This is a genomic window from Polaribacter sp. Hel1_85 (assembly GCF_000766795.1).
Lineage (GTDB): Bacteria > Bacteroidota > Bacteroidia > Flavobacteriales > Flavobacteriaceae > Polaribacter.
On the sequence record NZ_JPDS01000002.1, the window covers coordinates 831,441 to 854,359 of the forward strand.

A 22,919-nucleotide genomic window follows, 5' to 3' on the forward strand; every position below is an offset into this window, starting at 1 on the left:
TTATTTTTTTTAAAAAAATTTAGTTTTTCCAGTGTTCTGGCATTTTTTGATCACGCAAAGGAACAAACACTAAATTATCATCTCTATCATCTGAATTTACAAAATGACTAAAACGTTTTTTAATTTCTTCACTTTCTACTGCTTGTTTCCATTCACACTCATAAGCATCAACTAAAAATTGCATTTCATGTTCTAAATCTGATACAATATTTAAGCTATCATCAATTACTATTTTCTTTAATTGCTCTATTCCGCCTTCTAATTTATCTAACCAAGCCGCAGTTCTCATTAATGGAGCAGCAGTTTGAATGTAATACATTAAATAACGATCTAAGTATTTTATAACAGTTTCATTGTCTATTTGTTCTGCTAATAACTGAGCATGTCTTGGTGTTGCACCACCATTTCCACCAACATAAAGATTCCAACCACCTTCTACAGCAATTACACCAAAATCTTTACCTCTAGCTTCTGCACATTCTCTGATACAACCAGAAACTCCACCTTTAATTTTATGAGGAGAACGTAAACCTTTGTATCTATTTTCTAATTCGATAGCAAAAGAAACACTTTCATCTAAACCATAACGACACCAAGTAGAACCCACACAACTTTTTACAGTTCTTAAAGATTTCCCATAAGCATGACCACTTTCAAAACCTGCATCAATTAATTCTTTCCAAATAGCAGGTAAATCATTTAATTGCGCTCCAAAGAAATCAATACGAGCCCCACCAGTAATTTTAGTATATAAATTATATTTAGATCCTATTTGGCCTAACACAATTAATCCTTCTGGAGTAATTTCTCCCCCTGCAATTCTTGGAACTACAGAATACGTTCCATTTCGTTGAATATTAGCTAAGAACTTATCGTTTGTATCTTGGGTAACATCTTCTTTATTTGGTGTAACATTATATAAACTTGCAAAAATTGAAGAAACTAAAGGTTTACATGTTTCACAACCATGTCCTGTTCCACAAGTGTCTAAAACTTCATTATAAGAAGTCAATTTTTTAGCTTTTATAATTCCAAATAATTCTTGACGACTGTATTCAAAATGTTCACAAATAACATTTTTTACAGTTTTACCAAGAGATTTCAACGTTTCGTTTACTAAATCTGTAACCATTGGTTTACAACCACCACAACTTGTACTTGCTTTGGTTGATGAAATAACGCCTGCTAAATCCTCGCAAGAACCATCTTTTATAGCTCCACAGATTTGACCTTTACTCACGTTTTCACAAGAACAAATTTGCGCTTCATCTGGTAAATCTAAAGCACTCCCAAAAGCACCTCCTTCTGTTGCTGGTAAAATTAATTGCGCTGCATCTTCTGGAATCGCCATTCCGTTTAAATATACTTGATGTAGCATATTATAATCAGAAGCGTCACCAACTAAAATTCCTCCTAATAAAGATTTACCATCTAAACTAACATTAATTCTTTTATATAAATGTTGTGTTTTATTTTCAAAAATTACAGAATGACCTTTTGATGCTGGCATAAAAGGCTCTCCAAAACTTGCTACATCTACACCAATTAATTTTAACTTGGTAGACATATCAATATCTGCTGGCATTAATTCTTCCGAATTTCCTAAAATTTGATTTACAGCCACTCCAGCCATATCATAACCTGGAGCCACTAAACCATAAATCATTTGATTGTACAAAGCAACTTCACCAATTGCAAAAATGTTTTCGTCGGAAGTTTGCATTTTGTTGTTTACAATAATTCCTCCACGAACTCCCATTTCTAAACCAGATGTTTTACCAAGTTCATCTCTTGGACGAATTCCGGCAGAAACGACTAGCATTTCTACATCTAAAACGTCATCTTCTCCAAACTCCATTCCTGTTATAGAATCTTCTCCTAAAATTTGATTGGTCGCTTTGCTTAAATGTATATTTAAACCTATTGATTCTAACTTTAATTGTAAAACCTTACTACTTCTTGCATCTAATTGTCTTGGCATTAATTTAGGAGCAAACTCTACAATATGAGGTTCTAACCCCATATCCATAACAGCTTTACCTGCTTCTAAACCTAACAAACCTCCACCTAAAACTGCGGCTCTAGCTTTTGGATTTGCTTCTTTTAATTTAGCAGCATATGCTAACATTCCTTCTAAATCTTCAATTGTTCTATACACAAAAACACCTTTTTTCTCTACACCTTTAATTGGTGGTACAAAAGCAGATGAACCTGTAGCTAAGACTAAGTAGTCGTAATTAAGCACTCTATTTTTTGCAGTGATAATTGTTTTTGTTTCTCTTTGAATATCAGAAACTCTTTCATCAATTACTAAATCAATTCCGTTTTCTTTATACCATTCTGCAGGTGCCATTTCTAAAGCTTTTGCATCTTGATTTTCGAAAAACTCACTTAAATGAACTCTATCATACGCTGGCCTTGGTTCTTCACCAAAAACAATGATTTTAAATTCTTCATTATTAGATTGTGCTACAAATTTTTCACAAAATTTATAACCCACCATTCCGTTACCAACTACAATAATTGTTTTCATAATTACGTATTTTATAATACAAAACTACGTATTATTACTTATTTTTTAAATTTCAACTCGTTGTTTTTTACGTAGAAATCAAATTTTTATCAATTTGAAAAAATACCACCTTCTAAATGAATATTCTACAAAATTGGTTTCTTAGAAATATGAAATCTGTATTTCAGAAAATTTAAAATTTATTAATATCTTTGAATTCCTCTAAAATTATACTTAAAATGAACGAGTTTATCCTCTACTTTAAAATGGGTCTTAACCACGTGTTAGACTTTTCTGCATACGATCATATTTTATTCTTAATTGTTTTAGCTGTTGTTTTCAGTTTTAATCAATGGAGAAAAGTTTTTTGGTTGGTTACTTTATTTACAATTGGCCATTCTGTAACCTTAGCATTATCTGCTTATGGAATTATAAAAATAAAAATGGAATTGATAGAGTTTTTAATTCCTGTTACTATTTTTATTACTGGTGTTTTCAATGTTTTTACGGCTAAGAAATCATCTTCAGGAAAAGAAAATACCAATTTGGTTTTTGCAGTATTTTTTGGATTGATTCATGGATTAGGTTTTTCTAACTATTTTAAAATGATGGTTGGTAAAGAAGAAGACAAACTTATGCCTTTATTAGAATTTGCTTTGGGTATTGAAGCTGCACAAATAATTATTGTTTTAGGAATTTTAATAATTGGTACAATACTTCAAAACTTTTTTAGAGTTACCAAAAGAGATTGGATTTTAGTTTGCTCATCTATTGTTATTGGTTTTGCGATACAAATGATGCTAAGTAGAGTTTTTTGGTAAAAAAATATGTTTCTTTTTTATAGCTTTTGTTTATAAATAGACTGCGTTAGGGATTGCAATGGAAATCCTTTTTATTTTTAGTTGGAGTGAATTTGTGAAATTATCGAAATAAAAATATATTTTTATTGAAGATAGCAAGCGTAGCTTAACAAATTTGTAACGAGAACAAAATAAAAAGATTGTAATGTAAAGCCCGACCTGAAAGGAAACGCCCAAAAACTTTTTTTATTAAACTTTTTGAAATTATAAAAATTGATTGAAATTTTGTCTAATTATTAACGTCTTATTTCTACAAATCTTTTTACTTTCGTTCTGATGACAGAAAAGAAACAATTAAAATACGATAGAGCCTATTTAAAAATGGCTTTTGAGTGGGGAAAACTATCACATTGTAAACGTAAACAAGTAGGTGCTTTAATTGTGAAAGGCAGAATGATTATTTCTGATGGTTTTAACGGAACACCAACTGGTTTTGATAATTGTTGTGAAGATGATGAAGGACTTACAAAATGGGAAGTTTTACATGCAGAAGCCAATGCAATCTTAAAAGTTGCTTCCTCTACACAATCTGCAAACGGAGCAACTTTATATATTACATTATCTCCTTGCACACAGTGTAGTAAATTAATTCACCAAGCAGGAATAAAACGTGTTGTTTTTGCAAACTCTTATAGAGATACATCTGGAATCGATTTTTTAGAAAAAGCCGGTGTAGAAATTATGCATTTACCTTATGAAAAATAGAAATAACTTACCTATTTACTTTTCGATAGCTGTCGTTTTTGGAATTATTATTGGTATTTCTTTAAATGGAAGCACTAGTAATATGTTGTCTTTAACTAAAAACTCATCCCAAGAAAAGAAGATAAAAAGACTTATTAATTTTATTGAAAAAGATTATGTAGATACTGTTAATACAGAAAGTTTATTAGATGGTGCTATTACTCAGATGCTAGACAAATTAGACCCACATTCTGTTTATATTCCTAAAGAAAACTTACAAGCTGTTCAAGAAAACATGCAAGGTAATTTTGTAGGGATTGGCGTTCAGTTTAGAATGATAAAAGATTCAATAACTGTTATTCAGCCCATAAAAGGTGGACCAAGTATAAAAGCTGGAATAAAAGCTGGAGACAGAATTTTAATGGCTAATAATGATACTTTGTTTGGTAAAGATATGTTTAGTGATAAAGTTCCTAGCTATTTAAAAGGGAAACCAAATACTAATGTTGCACTTAAAGTTTATAGAAAAAGTAACGATTCTCTTTTTTCTGTTGATATTACTCGTGGAAAAGTTAACATTAAAAGTGTAGATTTAGCTTATATGGTTAATGACACTGTTGGTTATATAAAACTAGATCGTTTTGCAAGAAATACCTATAAAGAATTCAAATCTTCGTTAAACACATTAATTGATGATGGAATGACAGATTTGGTGTTAGATTTACGTGGAAACGGTGGTGGTTTTATAGACATTGCAAATGATATTATTGATGAGTTTTTAGAAGATAATAAACTCATCGTTTTTACAAAAAACAACAAAAATAAAATTGAAAAATCTTTTGCAACCTCAAAAGGCGATTTTGAAAAAGGTGGTTTGTATGTTTTAATTGATGAAAACTCAGCTTCTGCATCAGAAATAGTTGCAGGTGCTTTACAAGACAATGATAAAGGAACTATAATTGGTCGTAGATCTTTTGGTAAAGGTTTGGTACAAATAGAAATGGATTTAGGAGATGGTTCTGCTGTTCGTTTAACAACTGCTCGTTATTACACACCAACAGGTAGATCTATTCAAAAACCATATTCTAAAAACGGAAATGATAATTATTATAAAGATTATCAAAAAAGAATTACTAGTGGAGAATTATTAAGTAAAGACAGTATAAAAGTAATAGATTCTTTAAAATTTACAACTCCTAAAGGAAAAGTTGTTTATGGTGGTGGAGGTATTATTCCTGATGTTTTTGTAGCAATAGACACTACTTCTTATATGTCTAATTTCTATTTTAACTCTGTAAATAATTTTGCTTTTGATTATGTAGATAACAATAGAAAATCTTTAGAAAAATGGACAATAAATAGTTTTATTGCTGATTTTGATAAGGATGAAACTGTTTTTAACAGCTATTTATCTGACATTAAAGACAGGTCGAAACCTTCTTTTAAAACCAAACAAGGTTTAAAAAAATACTTAAAAGCATCCATTGCAAACACCCTTTTTGGTGATGTTGGTTTTTACAGAATTATGCATCAAGATGATAAAATGTTGCAAAAAGTTTTAGAGCTAGAAAGTTCTAACTAAATGTTGTACTTTTTTGAATAATCAATAAAACCAATTGTTTTATTAGGTTTCGTAATGAAAGTTTCCTTTTTTAATTCGACTTATATCGTATATTTGCACACAATTTAGATTTAATCTATTTAAAATTATGATAAAAGTTTCAGACACAGCAAAGAAAAAAGTCATAGAGTTAATGACTGACGATGGCTTTGACGCAACAACAGACTATGTTAGAGTTGGTGTAAAAAGTGGTGGTTGTTCAGGCTTGTCATATGATTTAACCTTTGATAATAAAAAAGGAGAAAACGATAAAGTTTTTGAAGAAAATGGTATTAAAATCATTGTCGATAAAAAGAGCTTTTTATACTTAGTAGGAACTATCTTAGAATACTCTGGTGGTTTAAACGGAAAAGGATTTGTATTTAATAACCCTAACGCAAATAGAACTTGTGGTTGTGGGGAATCATTTTCGCTATAGAAAACTATTAAAAGATTGAAATGAAGAGATTTGAAGATTTAGAAGTATATCAAAAAGCTTTTGAATTTTCAATTAAAATATATAAAATTACAAGTTCTAAAATATTTGATTCTAATATTAAAAATCAAATTCAAAGAGCAGTTTTATCAATACCTTTGAATATTGCAGAAGGTTTTGAATTACAATCAAATAAACAATTTGTAAAATTCTTATATATAAGTAAAGGTTCTTCAGGAGAAGTTAGAAGTTTATTAAGAATTTGTGAGAGATTAGAATATTTAGAAAGTAAAAATGTACAAGAATTAATAATTGAAAGTGAAAATATTTCTAAACAATTATCAAAATTCATTAACTATTTAAAAAGAAGTGAGATTTATTAAATTTTTCAATTTTATTTTTGAATTATTTAATCTTTAAATCTTTTAATAATTATGAGCAAGTATACAGAAGACGACTTAGAACAAGAATTAAAAACCCAAGAATATAAATATGGGTTTTATACAGATATAGAAAGTGATACATTTCCTGTAGGATTAAATGAAGATGTTGTTAGAGCAATTTCTAAAAAGAAAAATGAGCCAGAATGGATGACTGAATGGCGATTAGAAGCTTTTAGAGTTTGGAAAAAAATGGAAGAACCAGAATGGGCAAATGTGCATTATGAAAAACCAAAATTTCAGGACATTGCATACTATTCTGCTCCAAAAAAGAAACCTAAATTAAATAGTTTAGATGAAGTAGATCCAGAATTACTAGATACTTTTAAGCGTTTAGGAATTTCTTTAGACGAACAAAAAAAATTAGCTAATGTAGCTGTAGATATTGTTATGGATTCTGTTTCTGTAGCCACTACTTTTAAGAAAACATTAGGTGAAAAAGGTATTATTTTTATGCCAATTTCTGAAGCAATTCAAGAACATCCAGAATTAGTTAGAAAATATTTAGGAACCGTTGTGCCAACAACAGATAACTTTTATGCAGCTTTAAATTCGGCAGTTTTTTCTGACGGATCTTTCTGTTACATTCCAAAAGGCGTAAAATGTCCTATGGAATTATCTACTTATTTTAGAATTAACGAAGGAGGAACAGGGCAATTTGAAAGAACTTTAGTGGTTGCAGATAAAGGAAGTTATGTTTCTTATTTAGAAGGCTGTACTGCACCTAGTAGAGATGAAAATCAATTACATGCAGCAGTTGTAGAACTAATTGCAATGGATGATGCAGAAATTAAATATTCTACCGTACAAAACTGGTATCCTGGTAATAAAGAAGGAAAAGGTGGAGTTTACAATTTTGTAACTAAAAGAGGATTGTGTGAAAACAATGCAAAAATTTCTTGGACTCAAGTAGAAACAGGTTCTGCTGTAACTTGGAAATATCCTTCTTGTATTTTAAAAGGAAATAATTCTGTTGGTGAATTTTACTCGATTGCAGTAACTAACAATTTTCAGCAAGCAGATACTGGTACAAAAATGATTCATTTAGGTAAAAATACCAAGTCAACCATTATTTCTAAAGGAATTTCCGCAGGAAAATCTCAAAATTCTTACAGAGGATTAGTTCAGATAAATGCTAGAGCAGAAAACGCTCGTAATTTCTCTCAATGCGATTCTTTATTGATGGGAAATGAATGTGGCGCTCATACGTTTCCATACATTGAAGCAAAAAATAAATCAGCACAAATAGAACACGAAGCAACTACAAGTAAAATTGGTGAAGACCAATTATTTTACTGTAACCAACGTGGAATCGACACTGAAAAAGCAATCGCTTTAATTGTAAACGGATTTAGTAAAGAAGTTTTAAATAAATTACCAATGGAATTTGCTGTAGAAGCACAAAAATTATTGGAAATTAGTTTAGAAGGTTCTGTCGGTTAAAAAATAAAGTTAAAATGAAAAAAATATTCTTCTTACTTCTTACTATTAGTATAATTGGTTGTAAAAAAGCAGAAAAAAAAGCTGAAGTAGTTTCTAAACCAGAAGTAAAATTACATCAATTAGTTGGTGGTTCTATTTTTGTAAAAAAATTAGAAGTTTTTTCTCAAGATACATTATATACAGGTCAAACAAAACAATTTACAGATGCTTATTATGTAATTTCTCATCCAAAAGGAAATTTAATGTGGGATGCAGGTTTGCCAGAACAATTGGTAATACCAGAACCTTTTGATGAGCCAAGTGGTGTATTTAGAATTCAAAGACCAGATTCTTTAGCAAATCAATTAAAATCTATTGGTTTTAAAATTGAAGATTTTAAATATTTTGCAATGTCTCATTCTCATTTTGATCATACAGGTCATGCTAATTTAATGAAAGACGCAACTTGGATTGTTCAAGAAAATGAATTCAATGCAAATGTTGGAGATACTTTAAAGCAAAAAAATCCTGCATTAGCAGCATTAAAAAATGTACAAAAGATAACTGGTGATTATGATGTTTTTGGTGATGGAACTGTCCTTATTAAATATATGCCAGGGCATACAATTGGGCATCAAGTTTTATATGTTGAAGTTGCTGGTATAGAAAAACCAGTTTTATTAACAGGAGATTTATATCACTTTGAAGAAAATAGAACAAATAAAGGAGTACCGTCATTTAATTATGATGTAAAACAAACTTTAGAAAGTATGGAGTTGTTTGAAGCTTTTGCAAAAGAAAAAAATGCAGAAATTATTATTCAACACTCTCCAAAAGATTTTAAAAAATTAGAAGAATTATTAAAAAAATAAACGCAGATAGCGATGTTAAAAATTGAAAACTTACAAGCGAGTATTGATGATAAATCAATTTTAAAAGGATTGAATTTAGAAGTAAAAGCAGGTGAAGTACACGCAATTATGGGACCAAATGGTGCTGGTAAAAGTACTTTGGCAAATATTATTGCAGGTAAAGAAGAATATGAAGTTACTAACGGAACTATTGAGTTAAATGGTGAAGATATTAGTGAATTAGCACCAGAAGAAAGAGCACATAATGGTGTGTTTTTATCTTTTCAATATCCTGTAGAAATTCCTGGAGTTTCAGTAACAAATTTCATTAAAACTGCTATTAACGAAACTCGTAAAGCAAAAGGTTTAGAAGACATGCCTGCAAAAGACATGTTAAAAATGATTCGTGAAAAATCTGAATTATTAGAAATAGACCGTAAATTTTTATCTCGTTCTTTAAACGAAGGTTTTTCTGGAGGAGAAAAGAAGCGTAACGAAATCTTTCAAATGGCAATGTTAGAGCCAAAATTAGCCATCTTAGATGAAACTGATTCTGGTTTAGATATTGATGCTTTACGTATTGTTGCAAATGGAGTTAACAAACTAAAATCTAAAGACAATGCAGTAATTGTAATTACGCATTACCAACGTTTATTAGATTATATCGTACCTGATTTTGTACACGTTTTACACGATGGTAAAATTGTAAAATCTGGAGATGCTTCTTTAGCTTTAGAATTAGAAGCAAAAGGATATGATTGGATTAAAAAGGAATTGGTTTAAAAGTAAAAAAGTTCCTAAAGTTTATAAAGTTCTTAAGGTTTAAAAGGTTGAGTAATTAACTTTTATAGCTTTTTAACTTTCAACTTTCAAACTAAAAAACAATGGAATTAAAAGATAAATTATTATCATCATACGTAGCTTTTGAAAATCGTGTAGACACAAATTCTGACATACATGAAATTCGTTCAAAAGCATTTCAAAACTTTGAGGAATTAGGGTTTCCTACAAAAAAGTTAGAAGCTTGGAAATACACTTCTTTAAATTCAATTTTAAAAGAAGATTATAGCATTTTTCCAAATAAAGGTGTGGCTGTAGAATTAGCAGATGTAAAAAAGTATTTTATACATGATATAGATACGTATAAAGTTGTTTTTATTGATGGAAAATATAGTCCTTTTTTATCAGAAACTACACATGAACATATAGATGTATGTTTAATGTCTGCAGCTTTTAATAAAGGAAAATACAAACCAATTATTGATAATTACTTTAATAAAGTTGCAAAACAAGACAATTTAACTTCATTAAATACAGCTTTTGCAACAGAAGGGGCTTTTATTCATATTCCTAAAAATATTGAAGTAGAGAAACCAATTCAAATCATCAACTTTACAACTGGTTCAGAAGCTGCAACAATGCTGCAACCAAGAAGTTTAGTGGTTGTTGAAGAAAATTCTCACGTACAAATTATAGAGCGTCACCAAAGTTTAACAAGCAATCCTGTATTAACAAATGCTGTAACAGAAATTTTTGCTGAAAAAAGAGCTTTTGTAGATTATTACAAAATTCAGAATGATGATAACAATGCATCATTAGTAGATAATACATATATAGAACAACAATCTAATAGTGTTGTTTCTGTGCATACTTTTTCTTTCGGTGGAAATATCACCAGAAATAATTTAAACTTCTATCAAAAAGGAGAATATATAGATTCTATCTTAAAAGGAATTACAATTATTGAAGGAAAACAACATGTAGATCATCATACTTTGGTGCATCATATTACACCAAATTGTGAAAGTCATCAAGATTATAAAGGTATTTATGATGAGCGTTCTACAGCTGTTTTTAACGGTAAAGTAATTGTTGAAAAGGAAGCTCAGAAAACAAATGCATACCAACAAAACAACAATGTTTTAGTTAGTGATAAGGCAACAATTAATGCAAAACCTCAACTAGAAATTTTTGCTGATGATGTAAAATGTTCTCACGGTTGTACCATTGGTCAATTAGATGATGATGCATTATTTTACATGCAACAACGTGGAATTCCTAAAAAAGAAGGAAAAGCTTTATTAATGTTTGCTTTTGCAAATACGGTTTTAGAAAGCGTAAAAATACCAGAAGTAAAACAACGTATTACAGAGTTGATTGCTGATAAATTAAAAGTAAAAATCGGTTTCGATTTATAATATCTCAAATACTTTTTGTGAAAAATATAAACCACTCATATTCTGAGTGGTTTTTTATTTTAACTAAAAATGAGTAACTTAGAGAAAACATTCTGTTATGAATAGAAGCTTAAAAATATCCTTTTTAATTGTCGGAATTATTTTAATTGGTTTAGGAATTTATACAATGGCTATTCCAGAAACTCAAGTTTTAAATAATGATGTTGATTTATTAGAAACAGAAAACAACACTAGTTCTTACATAGTTACAACCTTAGGTTTTATTTCTGTAGCTTTAAGTTTGATAAAAGGAAAAGGGAAAAAATAATCAACTAATTCTCATCAATTACTACCCAATAAAATTTCTCTTTTATTGGATTTCTAAGATTTTTTGGAAGGGATAAGAAATCTTCTGCATATGCTTTTTTAGAATACTCATTTCTAAACTCGTTTATTACACTTTTTGTAATAGATAAAACATTAAAATACTCCTTGAAATTAGTGTTGTTTTTAACTGACAAAACAAATGGAGAAACTCCTACTTTATTTATTCTATTTCTTATAAACTTTTCTAAATCTGCTTTTGAAAGTGTATCATTTTGAAAAAGAATTTTTTCATTGTTTAATATTTCTATTCTATTAAAACTTGGGTCATTCTCTTTTATATTATTTTGTAATAATTTAAACCCAAAAGCTTTAGTTGATTTATAATAGAAAGGTAGTTTTTCATCTAAAAGTGAGTAATACATATTATTTGCACCTTCTTCTTTAAGGCTCTTTTTAACTTCAAAAAGATGCTTTACATTCACATTTGCATCAACATGAAGAATATAATTAATATAAGGGTATTCAAATTCCGAAATTCTTTTTTTAAAGTTTTTTATTTTTCCTTTAAGCGAATTACCTTTAAGTAATGAGTTATTAAAATCAGTTTCTATAATTAAACTGCTCTCTTTTTCCTTTAAATAAATATTAAAATACAAAGATCTATGTTCTGGTAAGCCTTGGTGTATATCAGAATTTACTCTTTTTATATTAAGCCTATAAATAGTATTTCTTGCTAAAATTGATTTATCAATAGCGTTGTTATCTATTACTTCAATTTTTGAAATTAAGAAAGCAAGTGTTAAGAAAGTAAATATTGATACAAAGAACCATTGTAGTTTATTTTTATCAAAAAAACACCTAATAGAAATCCACATTTGACCTACAAATGCAATTATCAACAAAATAATTAAATAAAAATTGTCAATAAAAAAAGAGGAAGTTTTATGGTCTATTGCTAGTATTCCAAAAAGAGTCGCTATTCTAAAAAACCAATTTATTAAAAACCAATTCGTCACTCTTTGTTGATTTAAAATGGTATTTCTTTTGTAATTATATTTAGATAGAAATTGCTTAGGTCTTTCTAACATAAAGTTGAAGATTAATGAAAAAGAAAAATATACTGCTATAAAAGCAAGTAAAAAACTATAGTATTCTGCTACTTTTTCTGGAAGACTAATTAATTCATAATCATTAGAAAATGCATTAAAAAGAATATAGGTTTTTCCAGTAGTAATTAGAAAAGCATAAAAGATTATTGAAAATAGAACACATAAAAATAAACCAACATAAATTCTCCTTTTAGAAATATCTAAAAGAAGATGTTTTTTATTATTGCTCGAGTTTTTTAGTTTCATTCTTTATAAAAATTGCACTATTTAATATATTAGAGAACTTAAAAACCTTATTGTTACATTCTATTACAATTCTTTTTTTATTCAATTGAAGAAATTACTCCTTTTAAAAACTCATTTTCATCAAAATTAGTCAATCCAAAACGTACAATTACCATGTCTTGATCTGGTAAAACATAAACTCTTTGACCTTGATAACCATCTGCATAGTACATGTTTTTTGGTACCTCTTTAAAACCTCCACTTGCATTTAACCAAAATTGTGCTCCATAAATTCCTTTGGAAGTATTTGTTGGTGTTGTTATATAATCTACCCAACTTTTGGTAAACAGTTGTTTTCCATTCCAATTTCCGTTTTTAAGATACAAAAGACCAAATTTTGCCCAATCTCTTGTAGTTGCCCAAGAATAAGAAGAACCTACGTAATTCCCACTTAAATCGGCTTCTAAGATCATAGAGTTCATTCCTATTTTATCAATGAAATTTGTATACCAAAAATCTAAATATTCTTGATGTGTTTTAAACTGACTTCTTAAAATTCCTGATAATAAATTTGTGGTTCCAGAAGAGTAATTAAAAGTTTCATTTGGCTTACCAACCAAAGGTTTGTTTTCTTGCATTTTGGTCATATCTCTTTCTAAAAACAACATTTTAGTAGCATCAGAAATTTCGTCATAATTTTCATCCCATTCTAAACCAGAATTCATTTGCAATAAATTATTGATGGTTATATTTTTACGATTATCATTTTGCCAAGATTTAATAGGAGCTTTATCATTCACATTCAATTTTCCCTGATGTTGCATCACTCCAAAAACGGTACTTAAAATACTTTTTGTCATGGACCAACCTAAAATTCTAGAATCTTTGTTAAATCCTTCAGCATATTTTTCTGAAATAATTTGATCTTTATAAATAACAACAACAGCTCTTGTTTTATTTCTTTTTTTAAAAAGTGAATCAATAGAAACATTTAGTTTTTGATAATTTACATTACTAAAAACAGTATCCTTTTGAGGTGAATTTCCATAAGGAAAAGGAGTACTATTATCCGCTTTTAATCTTTTAGGGCTTAAATAAGAGGCAGTTTCATCTTCTTCTGTTAATGTTAAAACACTTCCTAAACCTTTTCTAATAATCGCTTTTCTAGTTAGCAAATTAAATACGGATGAAATTGCTGTTTTCTCTTCTAAATCTACCTCATCTGAAGCTAAATTAACAGGAGAAAAATTATTATCAGTTGTATCTGTAAAGGCTAAAGTTCTATCAGCAACAAAAACTGAAGAAGCAGTGCTTTTAGCAGAATAGCCTGCTAAAATATTCAGTTTTGGATAGTTATAAATTACAGCAGAAATAAGTAAAATCAAAAGTAAAAGAAGAAATCGTTTAAAAGTTTTCATCAAATAGAAATTTAAGTATGTAAAAATAAGATTTTTAATCTCATCTTATTTTAATAAGTAAAAATACTTGAATTTAAAATGAGGTGTTTCTATGTAAATTATAACTAATTGATTTTATTAGCTTTAACCCAAACCATCAAGCCAAACAAAATGACTACACCAACTACAAAAACAGATACAACAAAACCGAATCCTAAACTATCTTCTACAAAAACTACAACCGCAAAAGTGAGTCCTGGAATTTCTGAAGATGTCATTTCTGAATTAAGCAGAGAAATAAATAATATGTTGTCTTTTGCAATTTTTAACGGAATTACAGTAAACACAGAAGTAAATTCTTTAATTCAGAATAGTAATGTTGATGATTTAATAAATGCCCATAATCTTTTATGTAAAAATGTTGCACCTGCAACACCAAAATCTATTGGATATACCCAAAAATTAAATAAGGATGGAGATGGAAAATCTATTTTTAGAAAACTTCCATTATTAAGAAATTTAGTTTTATTGGCATTAGCTTTTTTAGTGGCATATATAGCAACAGGAATGTCTTCTGAAGTAAATAACGATTCTTTAGATAAAGGAATGATGAACAATAGCGGAATTCCTTTGTTACTTAATATTACATATTTAAGCTCAGTTGCTGGTTTAGGAGTATTGTTTTTTTTATTAAAAGAAGTTAGTATTTCCTTAAAAAAAGGCTCGTTAATTCCAGAGAATGCAATTGGTTATTTATCACAAATAATTTTAGGTATTATTTCTGGTTTAATTATGTCTGAAATCATATCATTTTATACAACAGATCCAAAACAAATTAATTTATTTAATAAAAGTATTCTTGCTTTAGTTGGTGGGTTTTCTTCGGATGCTATTTTTAGCATTTTACAAGGAATTATCAACAGAATAAAGAGCTTTTTTATATCACCAAACGCCATAAACTAATGTATAAAAACACACTTTTACTAATGGTAACTGCACTCTTTTTATCATGTGCTAGTATTCCAAACTCAACATCTAAATTAACAAAAAATGTAATTGATGAAGGTGATGCTATGCATCAATTAAATATTTCTTTAATAAATCAATTATTTAATGAAAAAAGGGCGCGTTTAAATACATTTATTACAAATAAGTACACGCCTGCAATTATTAAAAAATATCAAAATTTATTGCCTCAAGATCTAGATTACAAAAAAGAATTACCCAATATTATTGAAGCAATTATTCCTGTAATCAATAGAAAAAGAGATTCATTACAAGATTTATTATTGAACCAACAACAGAAAATAGTTTCTGGTTTAAATACAAATTTCATTTCCTATTCTAAAGCAACTTCTTCGCTACAAAACTTAATTAATTCTGCAGTAAAAGAAAAAAATGCAGAACAAAGTGCCTTGTCAGAAATTAATAATTTAACAGGTAATAAACTAAATTTCAAACAAGTAGAAAATAAGTTAGATAGTTTATTAAATAAAACTGGTTTAGGAATGGGCAAGTTATTAAACATAGAAAAAATAATAAAATAAACAGTTATGAGTGATATTGATTGGAGTGCCTTAGCAGAAAAAGCAGTTTCTCAAACAGATGCTGAATTTAAAAACCAATTAGCAGGTTTAACGAGTTTAAAAACATCGGAAATAGATACATTTATTACAGAAAGTGAAATTACCAACAACGATGCTTTAGCTGTTTTAACGGAAATAAATAACGCCTCTTTATCTAATAATGAAAAAGCTTCAGCAATTTCAAACATTCAAAACGGAGTTGGTTTTTTAGTGAAATTAGTTTCTAAAGTAGTATAATAAGAAATTCTTATTGGCTTTTTTACAAGTTTAAAAATGCAAACTTTATCTTTGCTTTTTAAACTGACTTCGTATGATAAATGTTGATAAAATTCGAGAAGATTTTCCTATCCTAAAAAGAACGGTTCATGGAAAACCTTTGGTGTATTTTGATAATGCTGCTACTTCACAAACTCCACAAATTGTTATTGATACAATTGTAGATTATTATAGCAATTATAATGCTAACATTCATAGAGGTGTACATACTCTAAGTCAAGAAGCAACAGATAAATATGAAGAAGCTCGTATTAAAATTCAGAAGCATTTTAATGCAAAAGAAGCTTACGAAATCATTTTAACTTCTGGTACAACACATAGTATTAATATGGTTGCATCTGGTTTTGCATCTCTTTTAAATAAAGGTGATGAGATTATCGTTTCTGCATTAGAGCATCACTCTAATATTGTGCCTTGGCAAATGTTATGCGAAAAAACAGGTGCTATTTTAAAGGTAATTCCTATGCTAGAAGATGGGTCTTTAGATATGGATGTGTATCATAATTTATTGAATGATAATACAAAGTTGGTTTTTTGTAATCATGTTTCAAATGCATTAGGAACTGTAAATCCTATTAAAGAAATTATTGATGCTGCTCATAAAGTAAACGCTGCTGTTTTAATTGATGGAGCACAAGCAACACCTCATATTAAACCAGATGTACAAGCATTAAATGTTGATTTCTATGTAGCTTCTGCGCATAAATTATGTGGTCCAACAGGAGTTGGATTGTTGTACGGAAAACAAGAATGGTTAGAAAAACTACCTCCTTATCAAGGTGGTGGAGAAATGATAGAAACTGTTTCCTTTGCAAAAACTACTTATGCAGGTTTACCGCATAAATTTGAAGCAGGAACTCCAAACATTTGTGGAGGAATCGCTTTTGGAACAGCAATCGATTATCTAAACACAGTGGGTTTTGATAATATCGCTGAATATGAAAACGAGCTTTTAGAATACGGAACACAAGAGCTTTTAAAAATTGAAGGGTTAAAAATTTTTGGAACTACAAAAGAAAAAACCGCTGTAATTTCTTTTAATATTGATAAAATTCATCCTTACGATATAGGTTCTATTTTAGATAAACTAGGAATTGCTGTAAGAACTGGGCATCATTGTGCACAACCAATTATGGACTTCTATAAAATACCAGGAACTATAAGAGCATCTTTCTCTTTTTACAATACAAAGGAAGAAATAGATGTTTTAATAGCTGGTGTAAAAAGATCAAAAATGATGCTAACTTAATTGTTACACATAAAATAAAAAAGGTTGAGAATAAAATTCTCAACCTTTTTTGTATACTTAATTGTCTTTTCTTATTTTAATGAAGGAGAATAGTTTGTCGGATAATCACCTGCTTTTGCAAGACCTCCAGTAGCTGTTCCAAAATTAGAGCCATATTCAGTATCTATTGCAGCTAAGATTTTGTTAGCCATTAAGGCATAACCTCTAGTTGTTAAATGAATACCATCTAAACTTATTAAACCACCTGTAACTAAACTAGTAGTTAACGTATAACCATCAAATACAACTCCAACTGTTGAAGCTTCACTTAAAATAATATTTAAATTTACAAGTGCTAATCCTTTTGCTTTTGCAACACTTTCTATTGTTGCATTGTATCCATCTGTAGCTGTTTTGATTTCTAATTGTTCTTCAGGTGTTAATACCCATTTATCAGCTAATGGAAGTGTTATTCCTTCTGCTGAAAATTGACCTGCTAAATCAGCTGGTAAAAGACCATTACTTTGCGTAATTAAAGCTCCTGCTGCAGTAATGTTTACGGTTCCAATAACACCACTACTTGGTAAAACAAATAAATCTTCAGAAGTTGCAGTTCTAGCTTTCCCATACTGCTGTCCTAACAAATTAGCAACTAATGGCGCTGCAGCTTCAGGTAAACCTAAAGATTCTACAAAAGGAATAAAAGTTGGACTTGCTCCTAAAGTAGCAGTAATTGCTGCAGATAAATCTGTAGCATCTTCATCATATATAACTACAGGGTTCGTTTCTGTTTCAGAAAAAATAATAGCACGCTCTGGCTCACCAGCACCTACATATATTTGATTAACTGCACCAAATACAGAATTTAATAAAGGAATTTGAGCCTTAAGAGTAGCACCTGTATCTACATCGTTTGGGTCTAAAGGGTTATAAGGTACTGTTGTAAAATGTGGTAAATCTGTAATATAAGGTACATTAGTAATAACACCTTTAGAAGAAACAGCTGTTAGTTGATTAACCATGTCATTAAATACATAATCAAACGTTGGTATTGGTGTAATTGGGTTTGTTCCGTCTCCACCTGTTGTTGCATATCCTAAAACATCATTTCCTCCAATTTCTGATAAAGTAAAGAATGTTGGTTCTTGATCTAATGCATATTCTAACATTGAAACTGATGATGAGTTTGCCATTCGCCCAAAATATGGGTTTAAGCTAGCGTAACCATTATAACCTATGTGGGTACTTTTAGCACCAGGAACCCCAACATTTGTAAAGATACTGCCATCTGCCGCTAAACTTACACCAGCATTTGTAGTTACCTGAGGAACAGGAGCTCCTAATTCTATTAAAAATTCATTTAATCTTTGAGGAGTTTTTCCATTAAAAATTAATCGATAAGCCAAGTCATCAACTCCAGGAATTGGAATAACCATACCCCCAGTGTTATCTAACATTAACGGTTGCTTAAAACTTTCTGCGACACCAAACTTATTTGCCAAAATACTTGGAAAAGAACTTTCTTGGGCTGCGTTAAATAAAGCTCCATCTGTAAAACCAGCAGTAAAAGAAGCTCCAATAGAAACATATTTAGAGAAATCTAAACCATTTGTATTTAATACTACTTCTGCAGCGATGTCTTCTGGAATTGCATCTAACTCATTGTTTACATCACAAGATGCAAAACCAATAGATAAAAGAAACAATCCTATATATTTATAATTTTTCATAAAATATCTTAATTTATATTAGTTATTAATTGTCCAAGAAAGGTAATATTGAGAACCAATAGCACCAACACCTGGAGCACTTAAATATTCTTTACCTGTTAAGTTTGCTCCACCTAATTTAAATATAGATTTCCAAGCAGGAACTCTATAATTAATTTGTGCATCTAAAACAGTTCTAGAAGCAATTGTTGCATCTAAGAATGCAGATTCCCATCTGTATTTATCTTGCCATCTTGCATTAATATTGAATCCAAAATTTTTAAATAAATTTGAGTTACCAAATTGTAATTTTACTTTATGTTCTGGAGTATTAAAACCAGCTTCAAAATCTGGATCGGATGATTGGTCAAAATCAAACTTAGCAAATGTATAATTTAAACCTAATTTAAATCCATTAAGAATCTTAGTATCTAAACCAATTGTTGCTCCATAAGAGCTAATATCTGCTGCAGAGTTTGTGTATGTTTGAAAGGCTGTATAATCATCATTTCCTAAAGCTACTATCGCTAATGGAACATCTGTGCCTCCAGGTCCAACTGGTGCCTTTTCAATTAAATTTACATCTCCATAAAAAGGAACAACAACATTTTTGTTTGCAATAAAGTCTTCATATTGATTATAATACACACTTAAATCTACTGTTACTCTTTGTTCTCCAGCTTCCACTAAGCCTCTATAACCAACCTCAAAAGCTGTTACTCTTTCTGGTTTAACTAAAGTTACGTTTGCATTAACGGGTGCAGCAACTTTACCAGCTGCAAAATCTTGAACAGAAACTGCTGAGAAAGCATTTTCATAAGCCATTCTACCTGAAACAGAAGTAGTAGCCCCTATTGGTGTAGTTCCAAAGGTATTAGCAACAAACTGACCTGTACCACTAACGTTTAAAGAAGGAGTATTAAACCTATCTAAATTATCTGGAGCAGAACCAACTAAATATGCTCTACCAGCATTTAAACCAATGTATTGACTTTGGGTATCAGGATTTCTAAATCCTGTTTGAAAAGAAGCTCTAAAATTTTGATTTTTATTTTCTCCTCCTGCATAAGCAAAAGATACTCTAGGAGAGAAGTTACCATCAAAATTTTGTGCTTTATCATAACGAATTGAAGCGGTTAACTTTAAACGATCATCTTCTAAAAACTTTTTTTGCATTTGAGTATAAACACCATATTCATTGTATTCAATTGGACCATCATAATCTGTAAAAATATTACCGAAAGAATTTAAAGAATATAATCTATAAGAACCTCCTACTTGAAATTCAGCCCAATCTATATAATCTTGTAAATTTAGGTTTGCATCTGCATGATATAATTTAGTTTGATCTTGAAATTTAGAACCTGTTACTAAATCTGGATCTGTTGTTACTTTATCAAAAGCAGCTTTAAACCCTGCTGTTCCCGGTAATAATCTTCCAGTTTCTGCTTTTAGTCTACCTGCAGCATGTGCTTGTTCTGAGGTTGCCCCACCTAAAGTTGCTCCTAAATAATCACCTACATATTCACCAAACCAAGTTTCATCATCTTTCCAAGATCTATTAATATTAATAGCAGCAAAACGAGTGTCGTAAGAATTACCCGCATCTTCATTAGTCATATATCCTCTAACAAAAAAGTTTTTACCTCTAAACTCTAATTTATGTTGCTCCATAAAAAAGTCTTTAATATTGTATCTATTTGTACCTTGATAAATGGTATTTCCAATACCTATTTTAGAATTCCATATAATTTCCAAACGATCATTACCCCAAGGACGATAATTTAAAGAACCTCCAAATTTTACACTTTTTGCTTCATAAGACATTAAATCTCTTTCGTCGTACCCCTTTCTACTAACACTTTCACTTGGAACCAATGAAGATGCCCCATTAGGAATTAATCCTAATTCTTCAAGTTTTTCTGCAACATTTCTAAGGTTTGCAGAAACCTCATCTCCATATACATTTAAACCGTCAAAATTTCTGTCAGAATTTCTGTCTCCAGAAGTATAAACTCCATCTTTAGTATTTCTATAATCTGTTGCATACCATTCTGTACCATCTAAATAAGATAATGTTACTTTAGCTGCAAACTTATCAGAAAAAGCATATGCCATTCTCATATTAAAATCATAATACTCATTATTTCCTGCAGCATCTTGACTTGTAATACCTCCTTTAAGAGAAGTGCTAATTCCTTGATCATCAAAAGGATTTTTACTTGTCATAAACATAATTCCGTTAAATGCATTTGCTCCATATAAAGCAGAAGATGCACCTGGTAGTAATTCTACAGTATTTACATCTAACTCAGACATCCCTAATAAATTACCCAATGCAAAGTTTAATGCTGGAGAAGAATTATCCATTCCATCTACCAATTGCATAAAACGTGTATTAGAAAAAGTTGCAAAACCACGCGTATTTACAGATTTAAAAGTTAAACTATTAGTATTTACATCAACTCCTTTTAAATTCTCTAAACCATCATAAAAACTAGGAGCAGAAGTATTTTTAATAGCTCTACTATCCATTCTTTCAATGGTAACTGGAGACTCCATAACACGTTCTGGAGTTCTAGAAGCCGAAACAACAATTTCATCTAAAGATGTTTCGTTCTCTCTTAAACTAACTGAAACCTTCTGATTGTTTTTTGTAATCTCTACTTTTTCAGTATGAAACCCCAAAACAGAAACTTCCAAAGTAAAAGGAGGTTTGTCTGTTACTACAAGTACAAAGTTTCCATCGAAATCTGTAGTTGTTCCCAAAGCTTTCCTGGAAATCTTAATGTTTGCTCCAGGAATAATTTCTCCTGTGTTTGCATCTTTAACTGTACCAGAAACAGTGGTTTGAGCAACCATTGCAACGCTACTAAAAGCTATAAATGCTAGAATTAAAATCTTTTTTATCATAATTTGAATTATTTGTTAACTTGTGGCAAAATACAATTTTTTTTGAATAATTGAATAAATAGGCTGCTTTTTTAAGATTTTAATAAAAAAACGCAATTTTTTCATCAATTAAAAGGTATTAAAACTACTCTGTTAGATATTAATAAAAACGGCAAGTTATTGTACATTTGTACGACACTTAAATTTACGTTTATTTGAATACAATTCAAAATATTTCTAATTTTTCTACTACAGAAAAAACTTATGTGACTATTGGTACTTTTGATGGTGTCCATTTTGGGCATCAAAAAATTATTGAAAAGCTCGTTTTAGAAGCTAAAAAAGCAAATAAAAAGTCTGTTTTACTTACTTTTTTTCCTCACCCAAGAATGGTTTTGCAAAAAGACAATTCTTTAGAATTAATCAATACGATTGAAGAACGCGCAGAACTTCTTAAAAAAACAGGTTTAGATTACTTAATTATTCATCCTTTTAGCAAAGAGTTTTCTAGAATGACTGCTTTAGAGTTTGTAAGAGATATTTTGGTGAATCAATTAAATATATCTAAATTGATTATTGGTTATGATCATCATTTTGGTAAAAATAGAGAAGGAAACATTGTGCAATTAACAGAATATAGTCATTTATATGACTTTACGGTTGAAGAAATTCCTGCTCAAGATATTGATGATGTTTCTGTAAGTTCTACAAAAATAAGACGTGCTTTATCAGAAGGAAATTTAAAAACAGCCAACAACTATTTGGGTTACAACTTTATGTTAACGGGTAATGTTGTGAATGGAAAACAATTAGGTGGTAAAATTGGATATCCAACAGCAAACATAGATATTAAAGAATCTTATAAACTGATTCCTAAAACGGGTGTTTATGTTGTAAAATCTATTATTAATACTACTGAGGTTTTTGGAATGATGAACATTGGAAACAGACCAACTGTAGATGGGAGTTATCAAACTATTGAGGTTCATTTTTTTGATTTTAATCAAGATTTATACAATCAAAACCTTACCATAGAATTGTTATATTTTTTACGTGATGAGGAAAAATTTAGTGCCATTGAAGCTTTAATTGAACAACTAAAAAAAGACGAACAAACTGCAAGAAATTATATTAAAAATAATGGCTAAATTTTAAATACCTTCCTTTTTTGTTTTGCAATATGCGTTA

At 29.6% G+C, this 22,919-nt stretch carries 20 protein-coding genes; 15 read left to right on the forward strand and 5 right to left on the reverse strand.

What is annotated here, in order from left to right; all coding sequences use genetic code 11:
• Positions 1-19: 19 nt before the first annotated feature.
• Positions 20-2,533 (reverse strand): nitrite reductase large subunit NirB, encoded by a 2,514-nt coding sequence (gene nirB, locus PHEL85_RS10690; protein WP_036824887.1) that lies wholly within the window; start codon positions 2,531-2,533, stop codon positions 20-22.
• Positions 2,534-2,751: 218 nt separating this feature from the next.
• On the opposite strand from nirB, the gene PHEL85_RS10695 reads away from it, so the two are divergent.
• From PHEL85_RS10695 to PHEL85_RS10740, 10 genes are all read left to right on the forward strand, one after another.
• Positions 2,752-3,333 carry a HupE/UreJ family protein gene (locus PHEL85_RS10695; protein WP_036824889.1) on the forward strand — a complete coding sequence of 194 codons (582 nt, stop codon included), beginning with the start codon at positions 2,752-2,754 and terminating at the stop codon, positions 3,331-3,333.
• Between the two features lie 315 nt (positions 3,334-3,648).
• On the forward strand, positions 3,649-4,077 hold the full coding sequence (locus tag PHEL85_RS10700; protein ID WP_036824893.1) for a deoxycytidylate deaminase: 429 nt from the start codon (positions 3,649-3,651) through the stop codon (positions 4,075-4,077).
• Positions 4,067-5,638, forward strand: a complete 1,572-nt coding sequence (locus PHEL85_RS10705) for a S41 family peptidase (RefSeq protein ID WP_036824896.1) — start codon at positions 4,067-4,069, stop codon at positions 5,636-5,638. The genes PHEL85_RS10700 and PHEL85_RS10705 overlap by 11 nt, the downstream gene beginning before the upstream one ends.
• 127 nt (positions 5,639-5,765) lie before the next feature.
• On the forward strand, positions 5,766-6,095 hold the full coding sequence (locus PHEL85_RS10710; RefSeq protein WP_036824897.1) for a HesB/IscA family protein: 330 nt from the start codon (positions 5,766-5,768) through the stop codon (positions 6,093-6,095).
• A gap of 20 nt (positions 6,096-6,115) precedes the next feature.
• Positions 6,116-6,475, forward strand: a complete 360-nt coding sequence (locus tag PHEL85_RS10715; RefSeq protein WP_052108546.1) for a four helix bundle protein — start codon at positions 6,116-6,118, stop codon at positions 6,473-6,475.
• 51 nt (positions 6,476-6,526) lie between these two features.
• Positions 6,527-7,975, forward strand: a complete 1,449-nt coding sequence (gene sufB, locus PHEL85_RS10720; RefSeq protein WP_036824900.1) for a Fe-S cluster assembly protein SufB — start codon at positions 6,527-6,529, stop codon at positions 7,973-7,975.
• Positions 7,976-7,989: 14 nt separating this feature from the next.
• On the forward strand, positions 7,990-8,826 hold the full coding sequence (locus tag PHEL85_RS10725) for an N-acyl homoserine lactonase family protein (protein ID WP_036824902.1): 837 nt from the start codon (positions 7,990-7,992) through the stop codon (positions 8,824-8,826).
• Between the two features lie 12 nt (positions 8,827-8,838).
• Positions 8,839-9,588, forward strand: coding sequence for a Fe-S cluster assembly ATPase SufC (sufC, locus tag PHEL85_RS10730; RefSeq protein ID WP_036824905.1), 750 nt, complete (start codon positions 8,839-8,841; stop codon positions 9,586-9,588).
• Between the two features lie 101 nt (positions 9,589-9,689).
• The gene (gene sufD / locus PHEL85_RS10735) at positions 9,690-11,003 is read left to right on the forward strand and encodes a Fe-S cluster assembly protein SufD (RefSeq protein ID WP_036824907.1); all 1,314 of its coding nucleotides are present in this window, start codon (positions 9,690-9,692) and stop codon (positions 11,001-11,003) included.
• 97 nt (positions 11,004-11,100) lie between these two features.
• Positions 11,101-11,310, forward strand: a complete 210-nt coding sequence (locus PHEL85_RS10740; protein WP_036824909.1) for a hypothetical protein — start codon at positions 11,101-11,103, stop codon at positions 11,308-11,310.
• Positions 11,311-11,314: 4 nt separating this feature from the next.
• Here PHEL85_RS10740 and PHEL85_RS10745 read toward each other — a convergent pair whose 3' ends face one another.
• Together PHEL85_RS10745 and PHEL85_RS10750 are read right to left on the reverse strand one after the other, a co-directional pair.
• Entirely contained in the window at positions 11,315-12,664 is a 1,350-nt protein-coding gene (locus PHEL85_RS10745; protein WP_036824910.1) for a hypothetical protein, read from the reverse strand.
• 77 nt (positions 12,665-12,741) lie between these two features.
• Positions 12,742-14,061, reverse strand: coding sequence for a serine hydrolase domain-containing protein (locus tag PHEL85_RS10750; RefSeq protein WP_036824912.1), 1,320 nt, complete (start codon positions 14,059-14,061; stop codon positions 12,742-12,744).
• A gap of 150 nt (positions 14,062-14,211) precedes the next feature.
• Here PHEL85_RS10750 and PHEL85_RS10755 point away from each other — a divergent pair, with 150 nt between their 5' ends.
• The 4 genes from PHEL85_RS10755 to PHEL85_RS10770 all read left to right on the forward strand — a co-directional run bounded on the left by PHEL85_RS10755 (position 14,212) and on the right by PHEL85_RS10770 (position 17,151).
• The gene (locus tag PHEL85_RS10755; RefSeq protein WP_036824914.1) at positions 14,212-15,003 is read left to right on the forward strand and encodes a hypothetical protein; all 792 of its coding nucleotides are present in this window, start codon (positions 14,212-14,214) and stop codon (positions 15,001-15,003) included.
• On the forward strand, positions 15,003-15,587 hold the full coding sequence (locus PHEL85_RS10760; RefSeq protein WP_036824916.1) for a hypothetical protein: 585 nt from the start codon (positions 15,003-15,005) through the stop codon (positions 15,585-15,587). The genes PHEL85_RS10755 and PHEL85_RS10760 overlap by 1 nt, the downstream gene beginning before the upstream one ends.
• A gap of 6 nt (positions 15,588-15,593) precedes the next feature.
• On the forward strand, positions 15,594-15,863 hold the full coding sequence (locus PHEL85_RS10765; protein ID WP_036824919.1) for a hypothetical protein: 270 nt from the start codon (positions 15,594-15,596) through the stop codon (positions 15,861-15,863).
• A 73-nt stretch (positions 15,864-15,936) separates the two neighbouring features.
• Positions 15,937-17,151, forward strand: coding sequence for an aminotransferase class V-fold PLP-dependent enzyme (locus PHEL85_RS10770; RefSeq protein WP_036824920.1), 1,215 nt, complete (start codon positions 15,937-15,939; stop codon positions 17,149-17,151).
• Positions 17,152-17,222: 71 nt separating this feature from the next.
• On the opposite strand, the gene PHEL85_RS10775 is transcribed toward PHEL85_RS10770, so the two are convergent.
• Both PHEL85_RS10775 and PHEL85_RS10780 read right to left on the reverse strand, forming a co-directional pair.
• Positions 17,223-18,860, reverse strand: coding sequence for a lipase (locus tag PHEL85_RS10775; protein WP_036824922.1), 1,638 nt, complete (start codon positions 18,858-18,860; stop codon positions 17,223-17,225).
• An 18-nt stretch (positions 18,861-18,878) separates the two neighbouring features.
• Positions 18,879-21,752: a TonB-dependent receptor gene (locus PHEL85_RS10780; protein WP_036824923.1), complete on the reverse strand. Its 2,874-nt coding sequence runs from the start codon at positions 21,750-21,752 to the stop codon at positions 18,879-18,881.
• A gap of 194 nt (positions 21,753-21,946) precedes the next feature.
• Here PHEL85_RS10780 and PHEL85_RS10785 point away from each other — a divergent pair, with 194 nt between their 5' ends.
• On the forward strand, positions 21,947-22,879 hold the full coding sequence (locus PHEL85_RS10785) for a bifunctional riboflavin kinase/FAD synthetase (RefSeq protein WP_036824924.1): 933 nt from the start codon (positions 21,947-21,949) through the stop codon (positions 22,877-22,879).
• Positions 22,880-22,919: the final 40 nt, after the last annotated feature.

Coding starts and splice junctions, on each gene's coding strand:
- nirB (WP_036824887.1), bottom strand. CDS start 2,533: ATGAAAACAATTATTGTAGTTGGTAACGGAATGGTGGGTTATAAATTT.
- PHEL85_RS10695 (WP_036824889.1), top strand. CDS start 2,752: ATGAACGAGTTTATCCTCTACTTTAAAATGGGTCTTAACCACGTGTTA.
- PHEL85_RS10700 (WP_036824893.1), top strand. CDS start 3,649: ATGACAGAAAAGAAACAATTAAAATACGATAGAGCCTATTTAAAAATG.
- PHEL85_RS10705 (WP_036824896.1), top strand. CDS start 4,067: ATGAAAAATAGAAATAACTTACCTATTTACTTTTCGATAGCTGTCGTT.
- PHEL85_RS10710 (WP_036824897.1), top strand. CDS start 5,766: ATGATAAAAGTTTCAGACACAGCAAAGAAAAAAGTCATAGAGTTAATG.
- PHEL85_RS10715 (WP_052108546.1), top strand. CDS start 6,116: ATGAAGAGATTTGAAGATTTAGAAGTATATCAAAAAGCTTTTGAATTT.
- sufB (WP_036824900.1), top strand. CDS start 6,527: ATGAGCAAGTATACAGAAGACGACTTAGAACAAGAATTAAAAACCCAA.
- PHEL85_RS10725 (WP_036824902.1), top strand. CDS start 7,990: ATGAAAAAAATATTCTTCTTACTTCTTACTATTAGTATAATTGGTTGT.
- sufC (WP_036824905.1), top strand. CDS start 8,839: ATGTTAAAAATTGAAAACTTACAAGCGAGTATTGATGATAAATCAATT.
- sufD (WP_036824907.1), top strand. CDS start 9,690: ATGGAATTAAAAGATAAATTATTATCATCATACGTAGCTTTTGAAAAT.
- PHEL85_RS10740 (WP_036824909.1), top strand. CDS start 11,101: ATGAATAGAAGCTTAAAAATATCCTTTTTAATTGTCGGAATTATTTTA.
- PHEL85_RS10745 (WP_036824910.1), bottom strand. CDS start 12,664: ATGAAACTAAAAAACTCGAGCAATAATAAAAAACATCTTCTTTTAGAT.
- PHEL85_RS10750 (WP_036824912.1), bottom strand. CDS start 14,061: ATGAAAACTTTTAAACGATTTCTTCTTTTACTTTTGATTTTACTTATT.
- PHEL85_RS10755 (WP_036824914.1), top strand. CDS start 14,212: ATGACTACACCAACTACAAAAACAGATACAACAAAACCGAATCCTAAA.
- PHEL85_RS10760 (WP_036824916.1), top strand. CDS start 15,003: ATGTATAAAAACACACTTTTACTAATGGTAACTGCACTCTTTTTATCA.
- PHEL85_RS10765 (WP_036824919.1), top strand. CDS start 15,594: ATGAGTGATATTGATTGGAGTGCCTTAGCAGAAAAAGCAGTTTCTCAA.
- PHEL85_RS10770 (WP_036824920.1), top strand. CDS start 15,937: ATGATAAATGTTGATAAAATTCGAGAAGATTTTCCTATCCTAAAAAGA.
- PHEL85_RS10775 (WP_036824922.1), bottom strand. CDS start 18,860: ATGAAAAATTATAAATATATAGGATTGTTTCTTTTATCTATTGGTTTT.
- PHEL85_RS10780 (WP_036824923.1), bottom strand. CDS start 21,752: ATGATAAAAAAGATTTTAATTCTAGCATTTATAGCTTTTAGTAGCGTT.